25 protein-coding genes, 1 tRNA gene and 1 pseudogene are annotated in these 25,126 nt (G+C 68.9%); 18 read left to right on the top strand and 9 right to left on the bottom strand.

The window, feature by feature from the left end; genetic code table 11:
- Window positions 1-12: 12 nt before the first annotated feature.
- Window positions 13-1,134 (top strand): annotated as a pseudogene (locus FGL91_RS16910) (M23 family metallopeptidase); the annotation flags it as partial.
- Between the two features lie 50 nt (window positions 1,135-1,184).
- Window positions 1,185-1,451 carry a DUF6112 family protein gene (locus FGL91_RS16915; protein ID WP_153244426.1) on the top strand — a complete coding sequence of 89 codons (267 nt, stop codon included), beginning with the start codon at window positions 1,185-1,187 and terminating at the stop codon, window positions 1,449-1,451.
- 78 nt (window positions 1,452-1,529) lie between these two features.
- Here FGL91_RS16915 and FGL91_RS16920 read toward each other — a convergent pair whose 3' ends face one another.
- Entirely contained in the window at window positions 1,530-3,020 is a 1,491-nt protein-coding gene (locus FGL91_RS16920) for a hypothetical protein (protein ID WP_153244427.1), read from the bottom strand.
- A 506-nt stretch (window positions 3,021-3,526) separates the two neighbouring features.
- On the opposite strand from FGL91_RS16920, the gene FGL91_RS16925 reads away from it, so the two are divergent.
- The 11 genes from FGL91_RS16925 to FGL91_RS16980 are packed head-to-tail and all read left to right on the top strand — an operon-like array spanning window position 3,527 to window position 14,345.
- The gene (locus FGL91_RS16925; protein ID WP_062764860.1) at window positions 3,527-3,796 is read left to right on the top strand and encodes a DUF6112 family protein; all 270 of its coding nucleotides are present in this window, start codon (window positions 3,527-3,529) and stop codon (window positions 3,794-3,796) included.
- 43 nt (window positions 3,797-3,839) lie between these two features.
- Window positions 3,840-5,252, top strand: coding sequence for a conjugal transfer protein TrbL (locus tag FGL91_RS16930; RefSeq protein WP_153244428.1), 1,413 nt, complete (start codon window positions 3,840-3,842; stop codon window positions 5,250-5,252).
- Window positions 5,253-5,256: 4 nt separating this feature from the next.
- Window positions 5,257-6,717 carry an SCO6880 family protein gene (locus FGL91_RS16935; protein WP_153244429.1) on the top strand — a complete coding sequence of 487 codons (1,461 nt, stop codon included), beginning with the start codon at window positions 5,257-5,259 and terminating at the stop codon, window positions 6,715-6,717.
- Between the two features lie 53 nt (window positions 6,718-6,770).
- A complete protein-coding gene (locus FGL91_RS18975; RefSeq protein ID WP_194239263.1) occupies window positions 6,771-7,928 on the top strand; it encodes a hypothetical protein in 1,158 nt (385 codons plus the stop codon).
- Window positions 7,925-9,472 carry an ATP-binding protein gene (locus tag FGL91_RS16950; protein WP_153244430.1) on the top strand — a complete coding sequence of 516 codons (1,548 nt, stop codon included), beginning with the start codon at window positions 7,925-7,927 and terminating at the stop codon, window positions 9,470-9,472. The genes FGL91_RS18975 and FGL91_RS16950 overlap by 4 nt, the downstream gene beginning before the upstream one ends.
- Window positions 9,472-10,014, top strand: a complete 543-nt coding sequence (locus tag FGL91_RS16955) for a hypothetical protein (RefSeq protein ID WP_153244431.1) — start codon at window positions 9,472-9,474, stop codon at window positions 10,012-10,014. Before FGL91_RS16950 ends, FGL91_RS16955 begins: the two co-directional genes overlap by 1 nt.
- A complete protein-coding gene (locus tag FGL91_RS16960) occupies window positions 10,011-11,807 on the top strand; it encodes a TraM recognition domain-containing protein (protein ID WP_153244432.1) in 1,797 nt (598 codons plus the stop codon). Before FGL91_RS16955 ends, FGL91_RS16960 begins: the two co-directional genes overlap by 4 nt.
- A gap of 50 nt (window positions 11,808-11,857) precedes the next feature.
- Window positions 11,858-12,331: a single-stranded DNA-binding protein gene (locus FGL91_RS16965; protein ID WP_153244433.1), complete on the top strand. Its 474-nt coding sequence runs from the start codon at window positions 11,858-11,860 to the stop codon at window positions 12,329-12,331.
- Between the two features lie 14 nt (window positions 12,332-12,345).
- The gene (locus FGL91_RS16970) at window positions 12,346-12,966 is read left to right on the top strand and encodes a hypothetical protein (RefSeq protein WP_153244434.1); all 621 of its coding nucleotides are present in this window, start codon (window positions 12,346-12,348) and stop codon (window positions 12,964-12,966) included.
- Entirely contained in the window at window positions 12,947-13,162 is a 216-nt protein-coding gene (locus tag FGL91_RS16975) for a helix-turn-helix domain-containing protein (RefSeq protein WP_153244435.1), read from the top strand. The genes FGL91_RS16970 and FGL91_RS16975 overlap by 20 nt, the downstream gene beginning before the upstream one ends.
- Entirely contained in the window at window positions 13,155-14,345 is a 1,191-nt protein-coding gene (locus FGL91_RS16980) for a tyrosine-type recombinase/integrase (RefSeq protein ID WP_194239264.1), read from the top strand. The genes FGL91_RS16975 and FGL91_RS16980 overlap by 8 nt, the downstream gene beginning before the upstream one ends.
- A gap of 234 nt (window positions 14,346-14,579) precedes the next feature.
- On the opposite strand, the gene FGL91_RS16985 is transcribed toward FGL91_RS16980, so the two are convergent.
- Window positions 14,580-14,653, bottom strand: a tRNA-Pro gene (locus tag FGL91_RS16985).
- Between the two features lie 188 nt (window positions 14,654-14,841).
- On the opposite strand from FGL91_RS16985, the gene FGL91_RS16990 reads away from it, so the two are divergent.
- The 5 genes from FGL91_RS16990 to FGL91_RS17010 all read left to right on the top strand — a co-directional run bounded on the left by FGL91_RS16990 (window position 14,842) and on the right by FGL91_RS17010 (window position 18,496).
- Complete coding sequence (locus tag FGL91_RS16990; RefSeq protein ID WP_153244436.1) at window positions 14,842-15,426, top strand: GNAT family N-acetyltransferase; 585 nt, start codon at window positions 14,842-14,844, stop codon at window positions 15,424-15,426.
- Between the two features lie 36 nt (window positions 15,427-15,462).
- Complete coding sequence (locus FGL91_RS16995) at window positions 15,463-15,918, top strand: hypothetical protein (RefSeq protein ID WP_153244437.1); 456 nt, start codon at window positions 15,463-15,465, stop codon at window positions 15,916-15,918.
- 59 nt (window positions 15,919-15,977) lie between these two features.
- Entirely contained in the window at window positions 15,978-16,646 is a 669-nt protein-coding gene (locus FGL91_RS17000) for a lysoplasmalogenase (protein WP_153244438.1), read from the top strand.
- The gene (locus FGL91_RS17005) at window positions 16,646-17,017 is read left to right on the top strand and encodes an RNA-binding S4 domain-containing protein (RefSeq protein WP_194239265.1); all 372 of its coding nucleotides are present in this window, start codon (window positions 16,646-16,648) and stop codon (window positions 17,015-17,017) included. Before FGL91_RS17000 ends, FGL91_RS17005 begins: the two co-directional genes overlap by 1 nt.
- 63 nt (window positions 17,018-17,080) lie before the next feature.
- Window positions 17,081-18,496, top strand: a complete 1,416-nt coding sequence (locus tag FGL91_RS17010) for an HNH endonuclease signature motif containing protein (protein ID WP_153244439.1) — start codon at window positions 17,081-17,083, stop codon at window positions 18,494-18,496.
- 30 nt (window positions 18,497-18,526) lie between these two features.
- Here FGL91_RS17010 and FGL91_RS17015 read toward each other — a convergent pair whose 3' ends face one another.
- The 7 genes from FGL91_RS17015 to FGL91_RS17045 all read right to left on the bottom strand — a co-directional run bounded on the left by FGL91_RS17015 (window position 18,527) and on the right by FGL91_RS17045 (window position 25,122).
- Window positions 18,527-19,432, bottom strand: a complete 906-nt coding sequence (locus FGL91_RS17015) for an NUDIX domain-containing protein (protein WP_153244440.1) — start codon at window positions 19,430-19,432, stop codon at window positions 18,527-18,529.
- A 61-nt stretch (window positions 19,433-19,493) separates the two neighbouring features.
- Window positions 19,494-20,966 (bottom strand): ribosome biogenesis GTPase Der, encoded by a 1,473-nt coding sequence (gene der, locus FGL91_RS17020; RefSeq protein WP_227992088.1) that lies wholly within the window; start codon window positions 20,964-20,966, stop codon window positions 19,494-19,496.
- A gap of 40 nt (window positions 20,967-21,006) precedes the next feature.
- Window positions 21,007-21,729, bottom strand: a complete 723-nt coding sequence (cmk, locus tag FGL91_RS17025; RefSeq protein WP_153244442.1) for a (d)CMP kinase — start codon at window positions 21,727-21,729, stop codon at window positions 21,007-21,009.
- Window positions 21,722-22,858, bottom strand: coding sequence for a prephenate dehydrogenase (locus tag FGL91_RS17030; protein ID WP_047521833.1), 1,137 nt, complete (start codon window positions 22,856-22,858; stop codon window positions 21,722-21,724). Before FGL91_RS17030 ends, cmk begins: the two co-directional genes overlap by 8 nt.
- On the bottom strand, window positions 22,855-23,661 hold the full coding sequence (locus tag FGL91_RS17035; RefSeq protein WP_153244443.1) for a pseudouridine synthase: 807 nt from the start codon (window positions 23,659-23,661) through the stop codon (window positions 22,855-22,857). Before FGL91_RS17035 ends, FGL91_RS17030 begins: the two co-directional genes overlap by 4 nt.
- Window positions 23,658-24,308 carry an SMC-Scp complex subunit ScpB gene (scpB, locus tag FGL91_RS17040; protein ID WP_227991701.1) on the bottom strand — a complete coding sequence of 217 codons (651 nt, stop codon included), beginning with the start codon at window positions 24,306-24,308 and terminating at the stop codon, window positions 23,658-23,660. Before scpB ends, FGL91_RS17035 begins: the two co-directional genes overlap by 4 nt.
- Window positions 24,298-25,122 (bottom strand): segregation and condensation protein A, encoded by an 825-nt coding sequence (locus FGL91_RS17045; RefSeq protein ID WP_194239374.1) that lies wholly within the window; start codon window positions 25,120-25,122, stop codon window positions 24,298-24,300. Before FGL91_RS17045 ends, scpB begins: the two co-directional genes overlap by 11 nt.
- Between the last annotated feature and the right edge of the window lie 4 nt (window positions 25,123-25,126).

Raw genomic sequence — 25,126 nt, forward strand, 5'->3', positions numbered from 1 at the left:
CAGGTGACCGTCGTGTTGAAGAAGCTCGCCGCCCTCGCGGTCGCCCTGCTGTTCCTGGGACCCTCTGTCGTCCTTGTCGGGGTCGCGGCCGTGGTGAATCCGGCGATGACCGCCTGCGCGCCCGGGTCGCTGCTCGTGGGGCCGATCCCGGACTCGCTGACCGCCACCACTCGCAACGGCGAGACGGTCACGCTGAACCGACAACAGCTCACCCATGCCGCCACGATCATCACCACCGGTTCCCAGACCGCCGGAGTCGGCCGTCCCGGCGTCGTGATCGCGTTGATGGCCGCGCTCACGGAGTCGCATCTGCGGATGCTGGCGAACACGGGCGCCTACCCCGAGTCCGGGAACTACCCGAACGACGGCAACGGCTCCGACCACGACTCCCTCGGCCTGTTCCAGATGCGCCCCGCCTCCGGGTGGGGTACCGTCGCCGAACTGATGGACCCGAACTACCAGGCACGCGCCTTCTTCGGCGGACCCACCGGACCCAACTACCCCTCACCGCGCGGACTGCTGGACATCCCCGGTTGGCAGAGCATGGACCCCGGCGAGGCCGCCCAGGCGGTCGAGGTGTCGGCGTACCCGGACCGGTACCAGAACTATCAGCCGGTCGCCGAAGCGATCCTGAGCGCTCTCACCCGCCCCGCGCCGACCGGCAACGGGGTCGGTGGTGATCCGGTGGTGCCGGAGACCACCCGGATCGTGTTCCCCCTGCCGGAGGGAACCTGGGTGCGCACCAGCCCGTTCGGGTGGCGCACGCACCCGATCACCGGGGAACGCTCCTTCCACACCGGCAGCGATTTCGCCGCCGCCGACGGCACCCCGATCCTCGCCGCCGCAGACGGTGTCGTCGTGCTGGCGGAGTTCTCCGGCGGATACGGCGGGCTCATCGTCATCGAGCACACCGTCCAAGGGCAGCGGGTCGCGACGTACTACGCGCACATGTGGCAGCACGGCATCCACGTCACCGAAGCGCAGATGGTCACCGCCGGGCAGCACATCGGCGATGTCGGCTCCAGTGGGATGTCCACCGGCCCGCACCTGCACTTCGAGGTCTACCCCGGCGGGCGAGGCGCGGAACCCGTCGACGGGGATGCATGGCTGACCGAGCACGGTGCGGAAGGCATCAGCGGCGGCGACGCCATCCTGGCCTCCTGCACGGCAGGCGGTGGGCTCTGATGGACGTGTTCCCCGACTTCTCAGGTGTCGGCGGCGCGAGCGACCTGCGCTCCATCGTCGGCGCGCTGCTGATGTTCGTCCTCGTGATCGCAGTGCTGATGCTGATCGTCTGCGCGATCGTCTGGGCGATCGCCTCCTCCTCCGGCAACCACCAGGCCACGACCAAAGCCCGCACCGGCCTGTTCGTCGCCCTCGGCGCCGCAGCACTCGCCGGGGCCGGGGTCGCCTGGGTCAACTTCCTCCTTGACGTGGGGGCGGAGCTGTAGCTGCTCGTTGGTGTTGAGCCAGTCGGTGGCGGCGTCCGGCGCGGTCACAGCATCGGACCGATACGCTCCTGTTGTGTGTCAGCAAAGCCCCCAGCCGAGCGTTCCTAGGAATGAGCAGCTGAGCCCGACGAGGTCCGGCGGTGACTCCTGTGTCGCCCACAACGTAACCAGCGCTACGACCACCGACACGACAGAAACCCAAATCGCAACGCGCTGAACTCGGCGTGAATCGAGCGACGCCCCAAGGGACGCGACGGTACTCAGCACCTCGCGGTATTCCGCATCAAACTCGACCAGCTCGCGAGCAAGACGGCCTTGAATCTTCCGTTCTTGTTTGTTCAGGTTGACCGGCTTGAAGGGCTTGCGCCCCTCCGCCTTGTCCCGCTCTTTGAACCATGCTGTGTAGTCAAGATAGAAGACCGGCTCGCGGTCTCTCCACCGTCGACGGTTGTATAGCTTGATGTCCTCTTCAAGCGTCGCGAGATCAAGGCTCGTGGTGAGGGTGCGTATGCGAAGCCGTTTCAGGTCGCGATTGCTTGTACCACCGTGAAGCTCGCGAGCGTTGTCGTGAGCAATAGACGCATTGCTGCGTAGAAGGCGTAGAAACGCTGTGAGGCCCCACCTTGCCATGAAGTCGGTCGATCGAGAACCTACGAAGTAGCCGGCAGATTCGACTCCGGAATGCCCGGTCCCTGATGTGATGCGGGCTGCCGCGTCACGATTCCCCCATAGAGACCAGACGTTCTCCGAGGTATCCGGTGCCCAGTCTCGAGATACGGGCTCCTGCAGGAGCAGTCCCGGCAATTCCTCACTAGTCACTTGGTACGGAACATGCTCGTGCAGTCCCATCGCGCGCAATGCATCATTCTCACGGTGAGAGGGTTGTCCATCGTCGACCGCGGGCTCAGCGACGTTGAAGAAGATGACGTCGAAGAGGGGTTGAGGATGGCGAGCGCTTGCGAAAGCTCCGGGTAGCGTACGACTCATCCAACGACGGAGCTCGCGATGCACCTCGCTGCGAGCACGTTGTGTGCGGTAGTGCAGAACGGCTTTCGGCGGTTGCGAAACCGCCATTTGACCCTTCCTCCTGATCACTTCGTGCTGATGAGGTGCCCACAGTTGTTCGTTGAGTCGGGCAGACACGGACTCGTCAAGCGAGAACCCGGCCACGACGGCGGTTACCCCTTTGCCGATCGACACGCCTATCAAGCTGATGCTCTTGACGCCAGCAGGCAGCTTTGCCCGCTGCGCATCAATGGACGTGTATTCGGCCGACCTCGATGTCAGCTCCGCCATCCGCCACCATGTCCGGCCGTCGCCGCGGCGTGATGAGGTGACCGTCTCTGTTCCGCCCGGGTCCATGCCAAGGAACCGAGCACCGTCCCAACCAGACCGTCGAATCGCCTTGTGCAGTCCGCGAACACCACTTGCCGTGAAGTACTCAACGAGCGATGCGTATGGCATCGTCACGCCCTCCCCGGAAGGCAGCTCTATCTGGTCGTAACGATAGAGCTCGTCCCCATGGCGTCGTTCGCGCGTGTGGTGCGTCTGATACAGGAAATTCGACATCTCACGGATCTTCACGCGCCAACGAGCTGGAATCCACGGGTCCACGTTTGAACGCTGAAGACCGCGTAGAAGGAGATAGGGCAGGTCGTACCAGCGAAGCCCTTTGCCGATCTCGCGAATCGCTGTCTCACTGGAGGGTTCGTCAGCGACGTCTTCGGTCCCGGTGGCCGCGGCTGCTGGGGGCCATCCTTCTGGGGGGCCTTGTGGCCGTCGCGCTCTCCGTGGCTTCATGCTCTGTCCGAATCTCTCAGTCACCGACTTTCCCATAGTGCAACGGGCACGCCATCACGTGTCACCTCAACACAGCGTGAGAGTGCATGGACCCTGTTCCGCGGCCGCGTCGATTTACTCGCGCCACGCGACGCTCGCATGCCGCCCCGCCTCATCCATCGAGCCACCCCGCGATGCGAGACCACCCACAAGCGCCCTGGGCGGACGGCGAGAGAGTGAGTGCGCACCTGACTGGCAGAAGCCCACGTCCCCGTGAACAGTCAGGAGCACCCATCGTGATCGACATCGACCCCAACAGCTCGGGCCTTCCCGGCATCGAGCAACTGCGCATCATCGTCGGCGCGGTGATGACCGTCGGCCTCATCCTCTCCGTCCTCGCCCTGATCGTCTCGGCGATCGTGTGGGGTTTCGGCGCGAACTCCTCCAACCCGCACCTCGCCAGCCGCGGGAAGGTCGGCGTCCTCGTCTCGTGCGGGGCGGCGATCATCTGTGGTGCCGCGGTGACGCTGATCAACTTCTTCTGGGGCGTCGGGCAGGCCGTCTGATGACCACCCGAACGGCACGCCGACACCTTCGGGGGTGGGTCCGGTGAGCATCTGCGATGTCCCGGTCATCTCCTCCGTGTGCGACGCGGTCGGCGAGGCTACGGCGTCGCTGATCGCGGCCCCGTTCGACTGGCTCGGCCAGGCGATGGCCGGGGCGGCGGCGTGGCTGTTCGAGGCGGTCTGGTGGGTGTTCGACACCACCACTCTCGTCGATGTCACCAGCACGGAGTACGTCGGGGTCTACAACGTCCTGTTCGGCGTCGCGATCTTCGTGATGCTGGTGTTCTTCTGCCTCCAGCTCATCACCGGCCTGATCCACCGCGACCCGACCGCCCTGTCCCGTGCCGCACTCGGCTTGGCGAAGTCCGTGCTCGGGTCGTTCCTGGTAATCACGCTCACGGCGCTGCTGCTGGAAGTCACCGATCAGCTCGCGGTCGGGATCGTGCAGGCCACCGGGAACACGATGGAAGGGATGGGGACCCAGATCGGGCTCCTCGCCACCGGGCTCGCCGGGATCAACATCGCCGCACCCGGTGTCGGCGCGATCCTGACCATCTTCCTCGCCGGGCTCGCCATCTCCGCGGCCGCGATCGTGTGGTTCTCCCTCCTGATTCGCAAAGCCCTCCTGCTGGTCGCGATCGTCTTCGGCCCCATCGCCCTCGCCGGAGCGACATGGGACGCCACCAAGGGATGGTTCGCCAAGTGGGCGGCGTTCGTGATCGCGCTGATCTTCTCCAAGCTCGTCCTCGTCGTCATCTTCCTCGTCGCCATCGGCCAGGTATCCGCCCCCATCGAGGCAGACCTTGCCTCCATCTCGGACCCCATCGCCGGGGTCGTGCTGATGTTCATCGCCGCATTCGCCCCGTACATCACCTACAAGTTCCTGTCCTTCGTCGGCTTCGACATGTACCACGCGATGTCCAGCGAGCAGGAGGCGAAGTCGGCACTGAACCGGCCCGTCCCCGTTCCCGCATCGCCGAAGGGCGACAGCGCCAAGAAGGTGCTCGACGGCGGCGGTGACACCAGCGGTAGGCCCACCGGCGGCGCCGGTGGCGGCGGATCGACGCCGCCACCCTCGGCTGCCCCGGCCGCAACGGTCGGAACCGGAACGCCCGCCGCAACCGGCGGGGCCAGTGCCGGAGCCGGTGCTGGTGCGGGGGCTGGAGCTGGGGCCAGCGCGGGTGCGGGTGCGGCGGCGGGCCCGGTCGGTGCGGCGGTCGTCGTCGGCGGCGCGGTGGTCAAGGGCGCCGCGACCGCAGGCCCGAAGGCCGGTGCCGCGGTCGGCGGTGCCGCTGAGGGTCATGCCGGGGCGGCGACCGAACAGTCATCCCCGCCGCCGGTGCCGCCCGCGCAGGCGAACCCGGCACCGACCACCCCGCCACCGTCTGCCCCGGCGGTGCCGCGGCGGTCGCAGCCGGCGCCGCCGCCGTCCTCGAAGCCGTCCGGGAAGGAATGAGCCAATGGTCAGCCACACCACGAACGAGTACCCGCTGGGGGCGGTGCAGTTCTCCCGTCTCACCCGGCGGGGCATCCTCCTGGGGCTGTCGCTGCCGCAGCTCATCGTCCTCGGCATCGCGATCCTCACCGTCGTCACCGCCCTCTACACCGCCGGCGGCATGGGCCTGGCCTGGACCTCCCCGGTCTGGGCCGGCGCCGCGCTGCTCGCAGTCATCCCCGCGGGCGGGCGGAAGGTCATCGAGTGGGTGCCGATCCTCACCCGCTGGGTCGCCCGCACCTATCTCGGCCAGCTCATCTACCGCCGACGCATCATCAAGCCGCGCCCGGCCGGCACTCTCGCCCTCCCGGGCGACGCGGCACCGCTGCGGGAATGGGAGGACCCGGACACGGGCGCGGCGATGATCCACGACCCCCACGCCCAGACCCTCACCGTCATCCTGGGTGTCTCCCACCCGGCATTCGTGCTCCTCGACCCCGGCGAGCAGCAACGCCGCGTCGGAGGGTGGGGGCGCGTGCTTGCCGCCGCGTGCCGGTCCGGGCGGATCGCCCGCATCCAGGTCTCGGAGCGGACTCTGCCCGACTCCGGGACGGGACTGGCGGAGTGGTGGCGCACGCACGGCACCGATGATGGCTCCTGGGCCTCTACGACCTACGCCGAGCTCATCGACCGGGCGGGGCCTGCCGGGGAACGCCACGCGACGACGATCAGCCTCGCTCTGGACATGCGCGCCGCCAGCCGGCAGATCAGGACCGCAGGGGGCGGGATACGGGGAGCGGTGGCGGTGCTACGGCAGGAGATGACCACCCTCACCACGGCGCTGCGTGCGGCCGAGCTCACCAGCACCGGGTGGCTGACCCCGGGCGAGGTCGCTGTGATCCTCCGCGGAGCGTACGACCCGGCGGCGGCCCCCGCGCTGGAACGTCACGGGGATCTCGGTCGCGACCTTGCCACCGCCGGCCCGGTGGCGGTCACCGAGACCTGGGACCGGCTGCGCTCCGACAGCGACTTCCATGCGGTGCTGTGGGTCACCGAATGGCCCCGCTCGCAGGTGTATCCGGGGTTCCTGGCCCCGCTCGTGCTGTCCAACGGCATCCTCCGCACGTTGTCGCTGCACTACACCCCGGTCCGGGCAGACCAGGCCGCCCGGGACCTGCGGAAGAAGAAGACCGAACTCATCAGCGACGCCGCCCAGCGCCGCAAGATCGGCCAGATCGAAGACGCCGCCTCCACCGCGGAACTCGATGACGTGCTGCAACAGGAAGCGGACCTGACCGCCGGGCACGGCGTCCTCCGCGTCTCCGGCCTCGTCTCCGTCTCCGCACCCACCGAGGACGAACTGGACGCGGCGGTCGCGGCCGTCGAGCAGGCCGCGATCCAAGCGAGCTGCGAGACCCGCCGCCTGGTCGGCCAGCAAGCCCAGGCATTCACCGCCGCCGCACTGCCCCTATGCCGTCCCGTCTGAGCGCCGGCGCACCTTCCCGGCACACATCCCCTGATCCTGTGAGGAGTCCGATCATGCCGACCTTCGACAACCCCGTGGAAGACGCGATGGAGGCGTCCGCCGCGCTGCGAGGCCTCGCCCACGCGACCCGCACGTTCACCGACCCTGCCGAGACCTACCCGGTGCTCGGCGAGCTCCTGGCCGGAGTCCGGTCACTGCGTCAAGTGTTCGACCAGCTCGCCGCCGCTCACATCACCGCGCGTTCCCGCGCCCACGATGATGCTGGCGTCCAGGCCGTTGGGGCGACCGCGGCCCTCGTCGCCGCGGATGAGTTGCACCAGGCCGGCACGCTGCTGGATGCCGTGCACGATCGGGTGGATGCCGCGATGGGCCAGTCCGGGCGGATCGCCTGGCACCCCGAACCAGCACCCCTGGACCCTGCGGCACGCGCGAGCGTGGAGGCCGGGGAGCTGCGGCTGACGGTGTGGCCGGACACCCCGTTGGGTGAGCATCAGCGCTACGCCTACCGCATCGAGCACACCGCCACCGGGCAGAGCGTGGAGGGCCGGGACCTGTTCACCGGGGCCGGGGCGCCCGTCTCACCCGCACGGGCAGTGCGCGAGCTCGCGGTGTTCCTCGCAGCGGCAGCCGAGTCACGCCAGTTCGCGATCGACAATCCCGGCCAGCACGCCGACAACGAGGGCGCGTTCCCCGAGTGGGTGGCCGACGCCGCACGCCAGCACCAGGACGAGCTCGCGGCGCTGATCGACCACGACCCCGACCTGACGGAGAAGATGCCCCGTCGGTGGATCAGTGTCGTCTTCCTCCAAGGCGATGAAGCCGACAAGGTGCTCGACGTGATCGACCATGACGGCCCCGACGCCGCGATCGAGCACCTCGCCGGCTACGACTTCGGGGAGGAGACGACGCAGGCTGCGCTCGAGAACGGGTACGTCTATGACCAGCCACCGACCGGCGCCCTGGACCGCATCGCGACCAAGGACGACTACACCCTCACCTACAGCTCCTTTCTCGGCCACGTCTCCCTGCTGCGCGCCCACGACACCACCCCCGACCCGGCCCGCCGGCCCGCTGTCACTCCCGACCCTGTCCCGGTGCGGCGCACCGTCGAAGCGGAGTCGGCGCGGGCCGCGCGCCGTGCGGAGGCGACGGACTGGTTCGCCCGCAGGCCCGGCGCGGCCGTGTCTCAGGGGCGGGGGCTGGGACTGTGAGCGGGCGGGAGGAGGGCCGTCTGCACACGGCGGTGCTGGTCGGCCCGGAGGGCGAGCGCCGCAAGCATCGCAAGGCCCGCCGGAAGGCCGCGACCCGGATCGAGACCACCGCCCGCGACACCCGGAAGGCCGACGCGAAAGCGAAGTGGGAGGCCGAGCAGGCGGAGAAACGCGCGACGACCTATCTGCCCGCCGCCGGGGAACCCGGACCCAGAGCGCTGCGGACCCCGGGACGGTTGCGGCTCCCGAAGCACCAGGACACGTCCGCCACGTTGGCCGGGCAGTACCCGTTCCTCGCCGAAGGGGGCCTCGGCTCGGCGGGGGTGTTCGTCGGCCAGGACCTCTACTCCGGCGGCAGCTTCGTGTACGACCCGTGGGTGCTGTACCAGCGGGGTCTCATCACCGCCCCCAACGTCGTGCTGGCCGGGATCGTCGGCTCCGGCAAGTCCTCCCTCGCCAAGTCCCTCTATACCCGCTCCCTGCCCTTCGGCCGCCGCGTCTACGTCCCCGGCGACCCGAAAGGCGAGCACACCGCCGTCGCCGAGGCAGTCGGCGGGCGGGCGATCGTCCTCGGCCACGGCCTGTCGAACCGGCTCAACCCGCTCGATGAGGGCCACCGGCCCTCTGCGGTGTCGGATGCGGAGTGGGCGATGCAGGTCGCCTCCCGCCGCCGCGACCTGATCGGTGCCCTCGCCGAGACGGTGCTGGATCGGGTGTTGTCGCCGTTGGAGCACACCGCGATCGACCTCGCCCTCCGCGACGCTGTGCGCAGCGCGGAGGTGCCGATCCTGCCGATGGTGGTCGACCGCATCCTCGCCCCCAACCCCTCCGACGACCCCGACGGACGCCTCGCGGAAGACGGCCGTCTGGTCGGCCACGCGCTGCGCCGTTTGGTGGCCGGTGACCTCCAAGGGCTGTTCGATGGCCCGTCCACGGTCCGGTTCGACCCGTCCCTGCCGATGGTGTCGCTGGACCTATCGCGTGTGGCGGAGAACTCGACGCTCATCTCGGTGCTGATGACCTGCTCCTCGGCATGGATGGAGTCGGCGCTGTCGGACCCGAACGGCGGGCAACGGTGGGTGATCTACGACGAGGCCTGGCGTCTCATGGCCTACCCGTCGCTGTTGCGCCGCATGGACGCGCAGTGGCGTCTGGCGAGGCATTTCGGGATCGCGAACATGCTGATCTTCCACAAGCTCAGTGACCTCGACAATGTCGGCGACCAGGGTTCCGCGATGCGGGCGCTGGCGTCGTCGCTGTTGGCGAACGCGGAGACCCGGATCGTGTATCGGCAGGAGGCCGACCAGCTCGGTTCCACCGCCACCGCGCTCGGGCTGACCGGCACCGAGCAGAAGCTGCTCCCAGGGCTCGGCACCGGGCAGGGGCTGTGGCGGATCAAGGATCGCTCCTTCGTCGTCCAGCACCAGCTCCACCCCGCCGAGCTGGCTGCGTTCGACACCACCACCCGCATGACCTCGAAAACCCGCGGGTTCAGCAATCCCGACGCCGCTTCGGGAAGCGTGAACGATCGGCAGGAATCCTGATGGCCCGCCCCCGCTACAAGCGCACCGGCACCGAACCCGAACCCCGAGACGAGCCCGTCCCGGTCGTGCTCCCGCACGTCATCATGGACATCGCCGCTGACGGGCGGATGACGGTCACCGTCGACGGGACACCCTACGAGCCGGAGCCGTTCGCCCCGGCGTGGCGGAGGGAAGACTTCGCCCGCATCTTGGACCAGCTCGCCGCCCAGCGCCGTTCGCCGTTGCGAGTCGAGGTGCGTGAGGCGGACGGCACCGTGTTCACCGACATCATCACCCCCAGCACACGCCGCCGTCCCGAGCCAGAGCCCGTCCTCGAGGCTCCGGCACGCCGGGCGATGCCGGAGCTCGTCATGCTCCACGGGGCGGGGTTCGTGCCCGGCGAGGACGTGGGGATCGCGATCGTGATCGCGCACAGCGACGCCGGCCCGGACGGCACCATGCGCGCCCTCCTCACCGCCGAGCAAGCCGCCGCGAGCCCGACCCACGAGGTTGTCCTGCTCGGCCGCGTCTCGGGAACCCTCACCATCGGACACCCCGAATGAGCACTCCACACCCCGCCGGGTCGTTCGGTGACGAGCTCAGCAACCTCGGCATCGGCATCCTCATCGCCGCCGCGGTCCTGGCCGGCATCCTGCGCGCGGCCGGGTCGGTCGCCGCGTGGATCACCGGCACCGCCCAGCCCGCAGGCGGCATCGAGACCGGCTTGGGCGTGCTGCTGAACCCCACAGACCCGGCAACCGCGCTCGACGCAGAAGGGCTGCACGCCGTGGCGTACTGGATCACCGCCGCCGTCCTGATCGTCGCGGCTGGGGTGCTCGGGTTGTGGGGGTGGCGGCTGCTGCGCGATCACGGTCGGCAGATCAAGACCGACCCGTACCGGATCGCGGGGATCGCCACCCGCGCCGAGGTCGCTCGGGCGGCCTCCGAACCCGCGCTGCTGCGCCGCGCCGGACACCTGCGCTCATCCCTGGACAAACCCACACCGGAGGATGTCGGATACCGCATCGGTGCCTCTCGCGGGCACTGCGTGTGGGCCTCGGTCGAAGACTCGATCCTGCTGCTCGGCCCGCCCCGCTCCGGGAAAGGCGCAGGGATCGTCATCAACATGATCCTCGACGCGCCCGGCGCGGTCGTCACCACGAGCACCCGCCCGGACAACCTCACCGCCACCCTCCGCGCCCGACAGAAGATCGGCCCGGTCGCCGTGTTCGACCCGCAACACCTCGCCGAAGGCGTCCCCGCCGGGCTCAGATGGTCACCCATCCGCGGGTGCGAGGACCCACTGACGGCAATGATCCGCGCCACCGGGCTCGCTGCTGGCACCGGCCTTTCCGCGGGAGGTGTCGAGGGCGGTGGGTTCTGGGAGGGAAAGACCCGCACCGCCCTCCAAGCCCTGCTCCATGCCGCAGCCCTCGACCACCGGCCGCCCGGCGAGCTATTCCGCTGGACCCTCGACCCATCCGCCGCCGCAGACGCAGTCGCGATCCTCACCGCCGACCCCCACGCCGCTGTCGGGTGGGCGGAGTCATTGCAGGCGATGATCGACTCCGACCCCCGCACCCGCGACTCCATCTGGCAAGGCGTCTCCCTCGCCCTCGCCGCCCTCGCAGACCCCCGCATCCTCGACGCCGTGACCCCACGGGAAGGCGAGGACTTCGACCCCGAAGCGTTCCTCCGCGCACGGGGCACCCTCTACCTGCTCGCCACCGGCGCCGGCGCCAACAACTCCGCGGCGCTGGTGGCGGCGTTCGTGGAAGACCTCGTGGAAGCCGCCCGCCGCATCGCCGCGACCAGCCCCGGCGCACGCCTCGACCCGCCTCTGTTGCTGGCGCTGGATGAGGTCGGCAACCTCGCGCCCTTGCCGTCCCTGCCGACGCTCATGGCTGAGGGCGGTGGCACCGGGATCACGACCATGCCGGTGTTGCAGTCGCTCGCGCAGGCGCGGGAGAAGTGGTCGGAGAATGCGGCCGGCGCGATCTGGGACGCTTCCATCGTCAAGATCATCCTCGGCGGCGCATCGAACTCCAAGGACCTGCATGACCTGACCACACTCATCGGGGAACGCGACGAGGTGACCGACTCCACCACGATCGGCGACCACGGCTCCCGCTCCGCGCAACGCTCCATCCGCCGCGTGCCCGTCATGCCACCCGACACCATCAGAACCCTCCCGTTCGGCACCGCGCTCGTCCTCCTGCGCGCCGCACCGCCCATCGTCACCCGACTGCGCCTATGGACCGACCGGCCCGACGCCAAGACGCTACGCGCCGAACGTGCCGGCATCGAGGAACTGCTGCAACGCCGACCGCTGGGGAGCCCTGACGCACCTGCCTGACAAGAGCGGTTCTGTCATGGGGCCGCCGACGCCAGGAAGGGACGGTCGTCATGGCGATCCACACGCAGGAGTCGTTCACAGGGTTCATCGCGTCGGACCCGCAGCTCAGCCACACTGGCAAGGGCGAAGCGAGGTTCTATGCCCGGGTCGGGCAGGAGCACTACCGCAAGGAGCCGGATGGCTCGTTCACGGAGCTGGAGACCACGTTCCACGACCTCGTGGCGTATCGGGCGACCGCTGAGCGGGCGCATGAGCGGTTCGCGAAGGGCGACAGCTTCGTCGCCGAGGGCTACGCGCACCCGTACGGGTATGAGCGGGACGGGCAGACCGTGCAGGGTGAGGAGTTCGTTGCCAAGAAGATCGGCCACGATCTCGCCCGCACCAGCTACGAAGTCGACCGCAACCCGCGCGCTGCCAATACTGCGGAGCAGGAAGCCCCGACACCGACCGCGGGCAGAGAGGCCGCAGGCAACGAGGAGCTGCGGCGCTCCTCCCCATCGGCCGCGCCGGGGCTCGGGCTGTGATCGAGGAGATGGTGATGGCCGAGATCGATGGCATCCCCGAGGCGGACGAGCCTGAGCCCGCTCCGCTGCACGACGACACCGACATGGAGGCGCCAGAGGAGGACGCCGGTGTACTCGCGGAGCCGCCGCATCCGGTGAACTGGAACCTCCTCACTGCTGAGGAGGCCGCCGGCGAGTGGGTCGAGCTGGACAAGTGGGTGACCTGGCTGCGCCACACCTACGGACTCCCCGCGTCGGTGATCCCGCCGTTCTGGCACCGTCACCCCGAACTGGTGTGGGAGCTCAGCGCCCTGCACCTGCACTGGCTCTGCGCCTACGACCCGGAGGAGAACGGGTCCGCACCGAACGGCTGGCACCGCGACTTCGCCGACGCCCGCCAACGCCTGCGCGATTGGGTTGCTGCCTGCGGCACCCGTCTGGACCGCGACCGCGCCACCCGGCAGACCGCATGGCCGGGTGAGGCGCCCACTGAGGCGATCGAGGATGTTGTGATCCCTGATCGTGCGGCGGACTTCCGGGAGTTCGTCGAGGCTGATGTCGCCCGCCGCCAGGCCGCCGAGGACGCGTTCTACGCCAGCCTCGGCGCCGATCCAGAAACCGGCGAGGTGCCCGACGATGACGAGCCCACTCAGTGACTGCGGCATCGGCACCGTCGAGCCGCTGTGGTGCCCCAGGGAGGCGTCGGAGTTCCTGACCGTCTCCCAGGCCACACTGTCCCGGTGGCGGCGCGAGAAGGTCGGGCCACCGTTCCTCCAGGTCGGCGGCGTCTACCGCTACAACCCCGTCACCGTGCGCGCCTGGGTGCGCGAGCAGGAGACCACACATGGCTGACCCCCGCAACCATCGGATGCCGCCAGTCGGCGTCAAGCTCACCACCGACGTCGAACGCCGCACCGAAGGCTTCCGTGCCCGCGTCCGCTGGACCGACCCCTCGACCAAGAAACGGGTCGGCCGCGTCAGCCACGTCCGCACAACGGAGGAGGTCGAGGAGTTCTTCGAGCAGATGCGCGCCGCGACCGAGACAGGCAACGACACCACCGTCACACTCGCGAGCTACGCCGCCGCGATCGGCGACAGGTGGCAGCGCGGGCTGGACCCCACCTCCACGGCTGAGCTCTACGACACCGGGCTCCGGCTCCGCGTGCTGCCCGCGCTCGGGCATATCCGGGTCGCGAAGATCACCGCCGGGATGATCGATCGCACGATCGACGGCTGGGAGGCCGAGCACTCCGCGTCCACGATCAAGAACTCCATCGCCCCACTCGTCCGCGTCCTGGACGAAGCCGTCCGTGACGACATCATCTCGATCAACCCCGCCAAGCACCGCGCCCGCCGCAACCTCGGCAAGCACGTCACCCACACCACCGGGGCGCTCCGCCAATACGCGCTTCCCGATCTTCCGACGTTGCAGAAGCTCGCGGACTCGTGTCGGAAGGTGCACCAGTCGTATTCCGATCACGTCATGCTCGCCGCTCTCCTCGCCGCCCGTGGCTCCGAGGTCGCAGGGCTGCGGGCCGGGGACGTGGACTGGGGCAACCGCATCGTGTGGATCAGAAGGCAGCACTACCCCGGCAAAGGCGGCCTCGTCATCAAGCAGACCAAAGGCCGCAGAGACCGCCCGGTCCCGATGGTGGACGCGCTCGAACCCGTCCTCGAACGACTCACCGACGGCAAGGAGCCTGACGATCCGCTCCTGCGCGGGCCACGCGGCGGCGTCCTCACCACCGCCACCGTCCGGGACGCGACGCACTGGGACGACCTCGTGGCGAAGCTCGGGTTCGACAACCTCACCCGGCACGGCCTCCGGCACACCGGAGCGACCTGGATGGCCGACGCCGGCATCGCCCTTCACGTGCTCCAAGAGATCCTCGGGCACCAGTCGATCGAGACCACCAAGGGCTACCTGCACCCCGACCATCGTCACCTCGCCGAAGCCGCTCGGCAGGCCAACCAGTTCCTCTCCGCAGCCCCCACCAGAAGGGACACCACCCGCCGCACCGGACCCCGCCTGTGATCACCTCCCGACGATCGCTCCGACCCTCGCAGATGGGGCCGGAGCATCGCGCTGTGCGGATTCTGGTCCACTCCACGGGCACCTTCTGGTGCACTTCGTGGGCGACGACACCGAACGAGGTTGGTCCACTTCGACGGCGACCAGTTCGAGCGGATCAAGCGAGTGGACCAGCCAGTGACCAGCGCGAGAAACGACGAAGCCCTGGTGAAAGTTGCCTCTCACCAGGGCTTTTTGTCGGGATGACAGGATTTGAACCTGCGACCCCTTGACCCCCAGTCAAGTGCGCTACCAAGCTGCGCCACATCCCGTTGTTTAGTTTTCGTGCTGCTGCGCCGCTCTAACTCACCTGACCCCCAGTCAAGTGCGCTACCAAGCTGCGCCACAGCCCGTTGTTCTGCACTCTCGCGCAGGCAACTCCCCTATCTTAGCCGCATCTCGACCGCCTCCGCGAACCGAGGCGTTGCGGGTGTCGGAGGTCGCGCGTACCGTCACGTGCATGGCGACGATCACGACCGAGCGGGCGACCGCTCCTCGCTGGAACGATGTCCAGCACGCGCTCACGGGCGGCGGCGACGGGGCGAGCTGCCAGTGCATCTGGCCGGTGCTGACCAACAAGGAGTGGAACGCGACGACGACGCCGCAGCGCACCGAGATGTTCCGCGCCGAGATCGACGAAGGACCACCGCCGGGGATCGTCGCGTACGTCGACGGCGAGGCTGCCGGATGGATCCGGATCGGCCCCCGCACCCGCCAGGCACGAATCCCCCGCACCCGCATCATCGCCGCCGCGACGACGGAGCCCTTCGACGACGAGTCGGTCTGGGCGGTGACGTGCTTCGTCGTCCGGCGAGAGCATCGCGGAGCCGGACTCAACCGCATCCTGCTGGACGCCGCCGTCGAGTATGCGCGCGGATCCGGCGCCCGAGTGATCGAGGGCTACCCGGTCGACACCGGGGGCGAGAAGCAGCGCGCCAACGACCTGTTCCACGGCACGCTCGGCACATTCCTGGCCGCCGGCTTCACCGAGAGGGCGGAACTCAAGCCGGGGCGCACTCTCGTCGCGCTCGACCTCGCCGCATGAGCGTGCAGCGGGCTCGCCAGCCACTAGCGTGAAAGCATGACCGACGCGCACCCGACCATCGACGACCCCGAGCTCGGCGCCTTCACCCGGGCAACGTCCGAACTCACCGATGGCTCCGTACTCACCCACGACTGGTTCGTCGGCACGGTCTCGGTCGCAGGCACCGACCTCGACCTCATGCTCGAAGGAACGACTGTCGATGAGGTGACGCCGCTCCTCCCCCGTCTGCGCGAGGTCGTCGCGCGGCTCGACGCGTTGCGACGGCTCGCGACAGACGCCGTGGTCACGAACTTCAGCACCGGTGAGCCCGAGCCACACGAACTCGATGATGCCTTCGCCGACCTCGCACTCGAGACGATCGAGGCCTCCTCCGACGGAACCGTGGTCCTGCACCTGACGGACACCTGCGGCGAACACTTCCCCGAGGGCTACTGGCCCGCTGCACACCTGGGCGTCGACGACACCGTCGATCACGTCACCGTCGAATCCTGAGTGTCCGCGTGAAGACCACGAGCCCTGCGACTGCAACGCCGCGCCCCTACGATGGGGAGATGCAGCGGCGGACGCCTTCCTCGTCCATCATGTGGGCGTTCCTCCCGTACGCCGCGGTCTCGCTGTTGCATGTCGTGCTCCTCGCGGTGGACCGTCCGCTCGCCAGCCCGACCAAACTCCTCCTGATGCCGCTGCTGGCGGTTCCGGTGGCACTGTCCGCGCGCTGGCTGAAGCCTCCGGCGACACTGATCCTGCTCCTCGCAGCGGTCCTGTTCTCCTGGCTCGGCGACAGTGCGGGAGCCCTCTTCCCCGGCGCACCGGAGCTGCCGCTGATGCTGCTCTTCTTCGGTATCGCGCACCTGGCATACATCCTGTTGTTCGCTAGCCACCTCGCACGCCGGCGGATGCCGTGGTGGGCGTCGGTCTACGTCGGCTGGTGGATCGCGATGATCGCGGTCGTGGGCCCGCACACGGGCGGGCTGCTGATCGCGGTCGCCGTCTACGGACTCGTGCTCGGCGGCACGGCGGCATTCGCGGCCCGCTGCCACCCGCTCATCGCGGTCGGTGGAGCGTTCTTCCTCGCCAGCGACACGCTCCTCGCATTCCGACTGTTCCTCCCCTCGGGGCTCCCGGCTTGGAGCAGCCCGGCGGTGATGCTCACCTACACCCTCGGCCAGGGCCTCATCGTCGCCGGCGCCCTGATCGCGTTGCGGAAGCGGACCAGGTGATGGACGCCGCACGTGTCGACAGCTGGCTCTGGGCGATCCGTGTCTACAAGACGCGGTCGGCGGCGACCACCGCATGCCGTGCGGGGCATGTACGAGTGAACGGCGACAAGGTGAAGGCGGCGCAGCAGATCAGGGTGGGCGACGAACTGCGCATCCGAATCGCGGGATTCGACCGGATCCTCATCGTCCGCCAGCTCCTGGTCAAACGCGTCGGAGCGCCTCTCGCGGCGCTCGCCTACGAGGATAAGACACCCGAACGCGAGCCACAGGCCGCCCTCGGCCTTCGGGATCGCGGCGCGGGGCGCCCGACCAAACGCGAACGCCGCGACATCGACAAGCTGCGCGGTCGCCACGATGACCGCCTGAACTGATATCCCGGCATGCGTCGTCTCCGACACCTCGACTCTTTAGAACATAAGTTCTAAACTGGAGGCATGGCGAACACGACCGATCTCGACCTCGACGAAAGGCGTCGCATCGTGGATGCGTGGGTCGCGACGAGGCGTCGGATCGCGGCGCTCGAAGCCGAAGCAGCAGAGTTGCTCGTCGAGCAGATCGCCCTCCACGACGCCGATGTCGCCGCAAGTCCGTTCCATCGCGAAGCGATCTACCGCTCTATGGTCGCGGAGTTCTCCGCGGCCGGCCATCTCTCGAAGGGTTCGGTGGAATTCGCCTTTGCCGATGCGCAGGCGTTGCAGGCCCATCTCCCCGCCGTCCGAGCCTCCTTCGCGAGTGGGGCCGTCAGCGTCCAACATGTGCGTGAGATCACGAGGGCGGGTGCCGTCGTCGCCGAAGCCATCCGCAACCGCAAGGTCGATGCCACTGTCATGGAGCTCTTCGAGGCCGCGGTTCTCGTTGTCGCCGAACAAGACACAGCTGCGCGCACGAAAGCGCATGCACGTCAGGTCGCTGCCGCCCTCGTCGGCGAGACGCTGGTCGAGAGACACCGACGTGCCGCCGAAGAACGGTGCGTGACGGTGAAGTCGCTCGACGACGGGTTGGCGCTGCTCACCGCCGTAGTCCCCGAGTGGATCGCCACCGCGATCGCCGACAGGCTGAACCGCATGACCCGCGCGGTCGTGCGCGCCCGAGAGAACCGCGAAGTCACGCCTCTCCCCTGGTGGTTCGACGACGACGGCGAAGGTATCGATCCCGGAGATCTCTCGCTCGACGACCCAGCGTTCGACCCGTACGACAGCGGGGTGATCCAGGGCGCCGACGGCGACATGTTCGCGACCGATCCCACGGTCGAGCATCTCCCTGTCGACACGCGGACGTGGGCGCAGACGGAAGCCGATCTCTTCACCGATCTTCTCCTGACCGCAGACCCCAGCGCCGCGCACGGAGACGGCCTCGACGGCATTCACGCTCGAGTGCAGGTCACGGTCTCGGCGACCACGCTCACTGGTGCGGACGACAACCCCGCCGAACTCGACGGCCACGGACCGCTGCATCCCGACATCGCCCGCGACCTCGCGGGTCGGAACACCGGCTGGACCCGGCTCTTCCTCGACCCGTCCGGCATGGTGGTCGAGACCGACACCTACACGCCCACCGAAGGGATGCGCCGGTTCCTCCGCGCACGCGACCGTCATTGCCGGTTCCCGGGGTGCCGCATGCCAGCCCACCGGTGCGAGATCGACCACAACCATGATCACGCCAAGGGCGGAAAGACCAGCCTCGACAACCTCGGCCACTTCTGCCGCAGCCATCACACCCTCAAGCATCCGGACATCCCCGACACGCATCGCTGGAACGCCCAGCAGGAGAAGGACGGCAGCGTCACCTGGCACAGTCCGCTGGGGCGTGACTACGTCGACCCGCCACCCCGACGCGTGATGTTCGTCTGAATGACGATGACGGAGAAGCTGGAGCAGAAGTCAGCCGTGCGCCGCGAGGAGTTGGAGCAGCCACCCGGCAGATCGGACCTTGACGGCACCGGCGCGCTCAGCTCGTTCGCTGAGCTCCCGGTCGCTGGTGACCACGACGACTGTGCGCACATCAGCGACGCGTCGCTCGACTTCGGCGACGATCGCGTCGTCACCCGCAGCCTCGGCTCGAACCACGGCGACTGTGCTCGCTTTGTCTTCGATGTCCCGCGCCTGCCCCTCGACCACCATCGAGACCTCGGGGAACCACTCGTCTCCGCCGAGATCCAGATCCTCCGCGGGGACCACCAGCGCCTCCAGCCGGAGACGAAGGCGCGTCGCCGCTCCCGCACGGTCCTTCCACCAGCCGTCGGGCACGGACCCGACGACGTTCGCGGCGTCGACCACGACCACCGGCCGCACCTGGAGCAGCGCCCGCAGCATCGGCCATGCCGCGGCGAACCCGGGGTGCAACGGTCGCTCGTCGACCTCATCGATGGGCACCCACTCGAGTGCCACGCTCTCCGGGTCGCTGATCACCGGGTCAAAGGGCACCTGCACATCGGCAATGACCGTCGTGTACGACCAGATGCGCAGATCGAGCACGCTGGTGAACCGAGGACGAACGGCACCATCAGGCACGCCCGCTTCCTCCTGCGCCTCACGGATCGCCCCGGCGATCGCGCTCTCGCCCTCGTGCAGCGCCCCACCGGGAAGCCCCCAGGTGCCACCGAAGTGGCTCCAAGAGACGCGATGCTGCAGCAGGATGCCCCGGGCCGGGTCAAAGGCGAGAAGCCCGGCAGCGCCGAAACGCCCCCAGTATTTCTCGCCCGACGCCGCGATCACCCAGGCATCGCCCGGGTTCCGCGGCCCGTCCGGGCGACGCGGCTCGCCAGAGGCAGGAGGTACGACCGTCACCCCTTCAGCCTTTCACAGCATCGGGGACGTGGCGCCACGGCGCGACACGCGTCGGAACAGATCAGCGCTGACGCTTCTCGCGCACCCGCATGTTGATCACGATGGGCGTGCCCTCGAAGGAGTACAGCTCACGCAGGCGGCGCTGGATGAACCGGCGGTACCCCGCGTCGAGGAACCCGGTGGTGAACAGCACGAACGTCGGCGGGCGGGTCGATGCCTGCGTCCCGAACAGGATGCGCGGCTGCTTGCCACCGCGCAGCGGGTGCGGGTGCTCGGCGACGAGCTCGGCGAGGAACGCGTTGAACTTGCCGGTCGGGATGCGCCGGTCCCAGTTCTCCAGCGAGGTCTCCAGCGCGGGGACGAGCTTGTCGAGGTGACGCCCCGTCTTCGCCGAGATGTTCACGCGCGGCGCCCAGGCGACGTGTGCGAGGTCCTGCTCGATCTCGCGCTCCAGGTAGCGGCGACGATCGGCGTTCTCGAGGTCATCGTCGTTCAGGCGATCCCACTTGTTGAACGCGAGGACGAGCGCACGGCCCGACTCGAGGACGAGGTCGATGATGCGCACGTCCTGCTCGCTGATCGTCTCCGAGACGTCGAGCACGACGACCGCGACCTCGGCCTTCTCCAGCGCGGCAGAGGTGCGCAGCGAGGCGTAGAAGTCCGCGCCCTGCGCCATGTGCACGCGGCGGCGGATGCCGGCTGTGTCGACCAGGCGCCACATCTTCCCGCCGAGCTCCACGACCTCGTCCACCGGGTCGCGGGTCGTGCCGGCGAGGTCGTTGACGACGACGCGCTCTTCACCGGCGGCCTTGTTCAGCAGCGACGACTTGCCGACATTCGGGCGGCCGAGGATGGCCACTCGACGCGGGCCGCCGATCTCCTGCTTCGCGACGGCCGAGACCTCGGGAAGCTTCTTCAGCACGGCATCCAGCAGGTCGGCGACACCACGCCCGTGGATGGCCGAGACGGGATACGGCTCGCCGAGCCCGAGGCTCCACAGCGGTGCCGTCTCCGGCTCCTGCCGGGCGTCATCGATCTTGTTGGCGACGAGGAACACCGGCTTACCGCTCTTGCGCAGCAGCTTCACGACGTGCTCGTCGGTCGAGGTGGCTCCGACCATCGCGTCGACGACGAACAACACCATGTCGGCCAGGTCGATCGCGACCTCCGCCTGCATCGCGACCGAGCGGTCGATGCCACGCGCATCGGGCTCCCACCCGCCGGTGTCGACGAGCGAGAAGCGACGGTCGCCCCACTCGGCCTTGTAGGTCACGCGGTCGCGGGTCACGCCAGGTGTGTCCTCCACGACGGCCTCACGGCGTCCGAGGATGCGGTTCACGAGCGCGGACTTGCCGACGTTCGGGCGTCCGACGATCGCCACCACGGGCAGAGCCGGGCTGTAGTGGATGCCGTCCTCGCCGAGAGTGACACCGGCGAGGAGCGCGGCGTCCTCGTCGTCCAGCTCGTAGTCGGAGAGGCCGGCGCGCAGGGTCTCCGCGCGCTGCTCGGCGAGATTCTCGTCGAGCTGGTCCATCTTCTCGGCGAGCTGGTCGGGGCCGCCTTCGTATTCGTCGTCAGCCACGGTGTGCTCCTTGGATTCGCTCGATCACCGTGAGCACGGCGTCGATGGTCTGGGGGAAATCGAGTTCCGTCGAGTCGACGACCTCGACGCCGTCCGCGGCGTTGAGGAAGTCGACGACGGCACTGTCTGAGGCATCGCGCTTGTGGAGCGCCGCGGCGACAGCAGCCGCGTTCTCGCCGGCGAGTTCGCCGGCGCGTCGAGCGGCACGCACTTCGGGTGCCGCGGTGAGCAGGATCCGCACGGGCGCATCCGGAGCGACGACGGTCGTGATGTCACGGCCTTCGACCACCACGGCGGGGTAGGCGGATTCAGCGACCAGTGCGCGGAACAGCTCGTTGACCTGCGCGCGCACCTCGGGCACGCGGGCCACGCCGCTCACCGCGGCGGAAACCCGAGAATCACGGATGGCCTCGGTGATGTCAGTGTCGCCGACGCGAACGGTGCGGTCGTCGGGGTCGAGTCCCAGACGCACGGGGAAGTCGGATGCCGCCGCGCGGACCGCCTCGGGGTCCGAGGTGTCGGCACCGCGATCGAGCACGTGCCAGGCGAGTGCGCGGTAGGCGGAGCCGGTGTCGAGGTACCCGAAGCCGAGCGTGCGCGCGACGGCCTTCGACACGCTGGACTTGCCCGAACCGGCCGGTCCGTCGATCGCGATGAACTTCGTCGCATCGGCCACGTGTGCGGGCGCCGTGGACGCGTTCGAGGTGTCAGTCATTGGTGTTCCCTGCAATCCGCCAGCCGCGTTCCTGGAGTCCGGTGATCGCCCCGTGCAGCGCGGCCGGGTCGACGCTGATCTCGGCGAGGCCGAACTGGGCCCCTGGCGAGTGCTCGAGTCGGAGGTCTTCGACGTTGACGCCCAGTTCGCCGAGCTCGCCGAACAGGCGACCCAGCTGACCGGCGGTGTCGTCGACCATGACGACGAGCGACTCGAAGCGCTGGTTCTGTCCGTGCTTTCCGGGGAGGCGGTCGACGCCGTCGTTGCCCTGGCGGATCGTCTCGGCGACCACGCGCCGCGCTCCGGGCGCGCTCGGCTCCCGCAATGCGTCCGCCACTTCTCCGAGATCGGCGGCGAGAGCATCGAGGATCTCGACGACGGGGCCGGCGTTGGCGCCGAGGATCTGCACCCACAACTCGGGAGCCGAGGCCGCGATGCGCGTCGTGTCACGAACGCCCTGGCCTGCAAGACGGAGCGCGCCCTCCTCCGCCTCCGCGAGGCGGGCGGCGAGCAGGCTCGCGACGACCTGAGGCACGTGCGACGTGAGCGCGACCGAACGGTCATGCTCCTCCGGCGTCATCTCGAGCGGCATCGCCCCGACGTCGAGCGCGAGCGCTTCGACCAGGGCGAGGTCCGTCGCCTTCGTGTCCTCGTCGCGGCACACGACCCACGGTCGCCCGACGAACAGATCGGCGCGGGCGGAGATGGCCCCACCGCGCTCACGGCCAGCAAGCGGATGCGATCCGATGTATCGGGTGAGGTCGACGCCCCGCGACTGCAGGGTGCGGAACGGCTCCAGCTTCACACTCGCCACGTCGGTCACCACGGCGTCCGGGAAGCGCTGGAGTTCGGCTTGGATGACGTCCGCGGTCACATCCGGCGGCACGGCGACCACGATCAGCGAGGGCGTGTCGTCCTCGGTGGCGAGGCGGCCGGCCCCGTAGTCGACGGCGAGGCGCAGCTGTGCGGGCGACGCGTCCGTCAGAACGACGTCGATGCCCTTCGACCGGAGTGCGTGGCCGACGCTCGCCCCGAGCAGACCGGCGCCGACGACGCGGACGGTCCCGGAGAGACGAGGCGCGACGGCGCCTGCCCTCCGCGCCGTGGGCGCACTCGTGGTATCGGTCACTCGTTCTCCTGCTCGCCTGGCGCCTCGGCGACACCGGAATCACGGCGCGACAAGGTCAAAAGCGCGCCGAGTTCGATTTTAGTCAGTTCCCGCGTCTTCCCGACCGGGAGGGTTCCCAGGTGGAGCGGCCCGAACTGCCGGCGCACGAGTTCCGTGACCGGATGACCGACCGCGGCGAGCATCCGACGGACGATCCGGTTGCGTCCGGAGTGCAGGGTCAGCTCGACCAGGCTCGACCCGCGCGAGGTGTCCAGCAGCCGCGCCTTGTCCGCAGCGATGGGGCCGTCTTCGAGCTCGATGCCCTTGGTGAGCTTCGAGATCGTCTGGGGCAGCACCGTCCCCTCGACCTTCGCGATGTACACCTTCGTCACGCCGAACGAGGGGTGAGCGAGCACGTGGGCGAGAGCGCCGTCATTCGTGAGGATCAAGAGACCACTCGTCTCGGCGTCGAGGCGTCCGACGTTGTACAGGCGCTCCTCGAACTGCTCCGTGAAGCGGCGAAGGTCGGGCCTGCCGTTTTCGTCCTTCATGCTGCTGACGACGCCGGTCGGCTTGTTCAGCATGACGTACCGCTTGGAGACGTCGAGTTGCACCGCGGTGCCATCGACGTCCACGAGGTCGCGCTCGGGGTCGATCCGGCGTCCGAGCTCCGTGACGACGACACCGTTGACGCGGATGCGCCCTTCCGTGATGTACTGCTCCACCACTCGGCGCGATGCCACACCCGCGCCGGCGAGGACCTTCTGGAGGCGCACACCCTCGGGCGCACCCTCGAATCCTGCGGATGCCTCGAAACCGGTCATCGGATGGTCCCTTCGTCGAAACCGTCTGCGCCGTCATCGAGCAGAGGGGAGATCGGGGGCAGCTCGTCGAGCGAGTTGATGCCCAGGTGCTGCAGGAGCGCGTCGGTCGTGCCGTAGTTGATCGCGCCGGTCTCGGAGTCGGCGAAGAGTTCGGTGATCAGACCGCGGGCGAGCAGCGTGCGCACGACGGAATCGACGTTCACTGCACGGATGGAGGCGACCTGGCTGCGGGTGACGGGCTGCTTGTAGGCGATCACGGCCAGCGTCTCGAGCGCGGCCTGCGAAAGCCGCGCGGGCGCCTGTCCGCCGACGAACGCCGCCACGAGCGGGTCGAGCTCCTCGCGGACGTACAATCGCCAGCCGCCGCCGACCTCGCGCAGCTCGAATCCGCGCCGCGGGCCCGTGCCGTTGCCGTCGTAGTCGTCGACGAGCGTCTCGAGCGTCTGCCGCACCGCCGGCACCGGCGAACCGACGGCGGCGGCGAGAGCCACCAGCCCCAGCGGCTCGTCGACGATCAACAGGATGGCCTCGATGCGCTCGGAGAGCGGGATCTCGGTGGACCCGCCGATCCCGTCGTCCGCCGTCTCGGTCTCGGTCTCCGCGTCGATCGACGTCTCGGTCTCGGTCTCGGTCAGGTCATCGGTCATAGTCGGCCCCCAGGCTCGCGAGTGTCTCGTCCGACCAGGAGTCGGCTGCCCAGCGCAGCGTGAGCTCGCCGAGCGGTTCCAGTTGTTCGAAGGTCAGCGCCGCGTGCCGGTACAGCTCCAACACCGAGATGAAACGCGCCACCACGATGCCCGGCTCGCTCACGCCCGCGACGAGTTCGCGGAAGCTCAGCGACTCGGTGCCGCGCAGGAGAGTGACGACGATCGCCGCCTGCTCGCGGATACTGACCAGTGGTGCGTGCAGATGGTCGAGTCCGACATGCGGGATCTCTTTGGGCGCGAAGGCCAGCAACGCCAGCGCCGCGAAGTCGTCCACGGTGAGCGACCACACGAGCTCGGGTGTCTGCGAGCGGTGCTTCTCATCGAGGCGTGCCGCGCGGACGTGCCGCTTGTCTTCGCGTTGCAGGCAACGGGAGAACCACGCCGACACCTCTTTGAAGGCCCGGTACTGCAGCAACCGGGCGAACAGCAGGTCGCGTGCCTCCAAGAGCGCGACGGCCTCAGCGTCCACGAGCTCGCCCTGCGGGAGGAGTCCGGCGACCTTCATATCGAGCAGGGTCGCCGCGACCACGAGGAACTCGGAGGCCTGATCGAGTTCCTCATCGTTCTCGAGCTCGCCCAGGTAGGCGATGAACTCGTTCGTGACCGCGCTCAACGAGACCTCGGTGATGTCCATCTCATGCTTCGAGATGAGGTTCAGGAGCAGGTCGAACGGTCCGTCGAAATTCGACAGGGAGACCCGGAAGCCCGGTTCGATCGCAGCGGATCCGACCGGCTCGTCCGATCCGCTGCTCACGTCT

Origin of the sequence: Microbacterium sp. CBA3102, from assembly GCF_007954505.1 — a bacterium.
Lineage (GTDB): Bacteria > Actinomycetota > Actinomycetes > Actinomycetales > Microbacteriaceae > Microbacterium > Microbacterium aurugineum.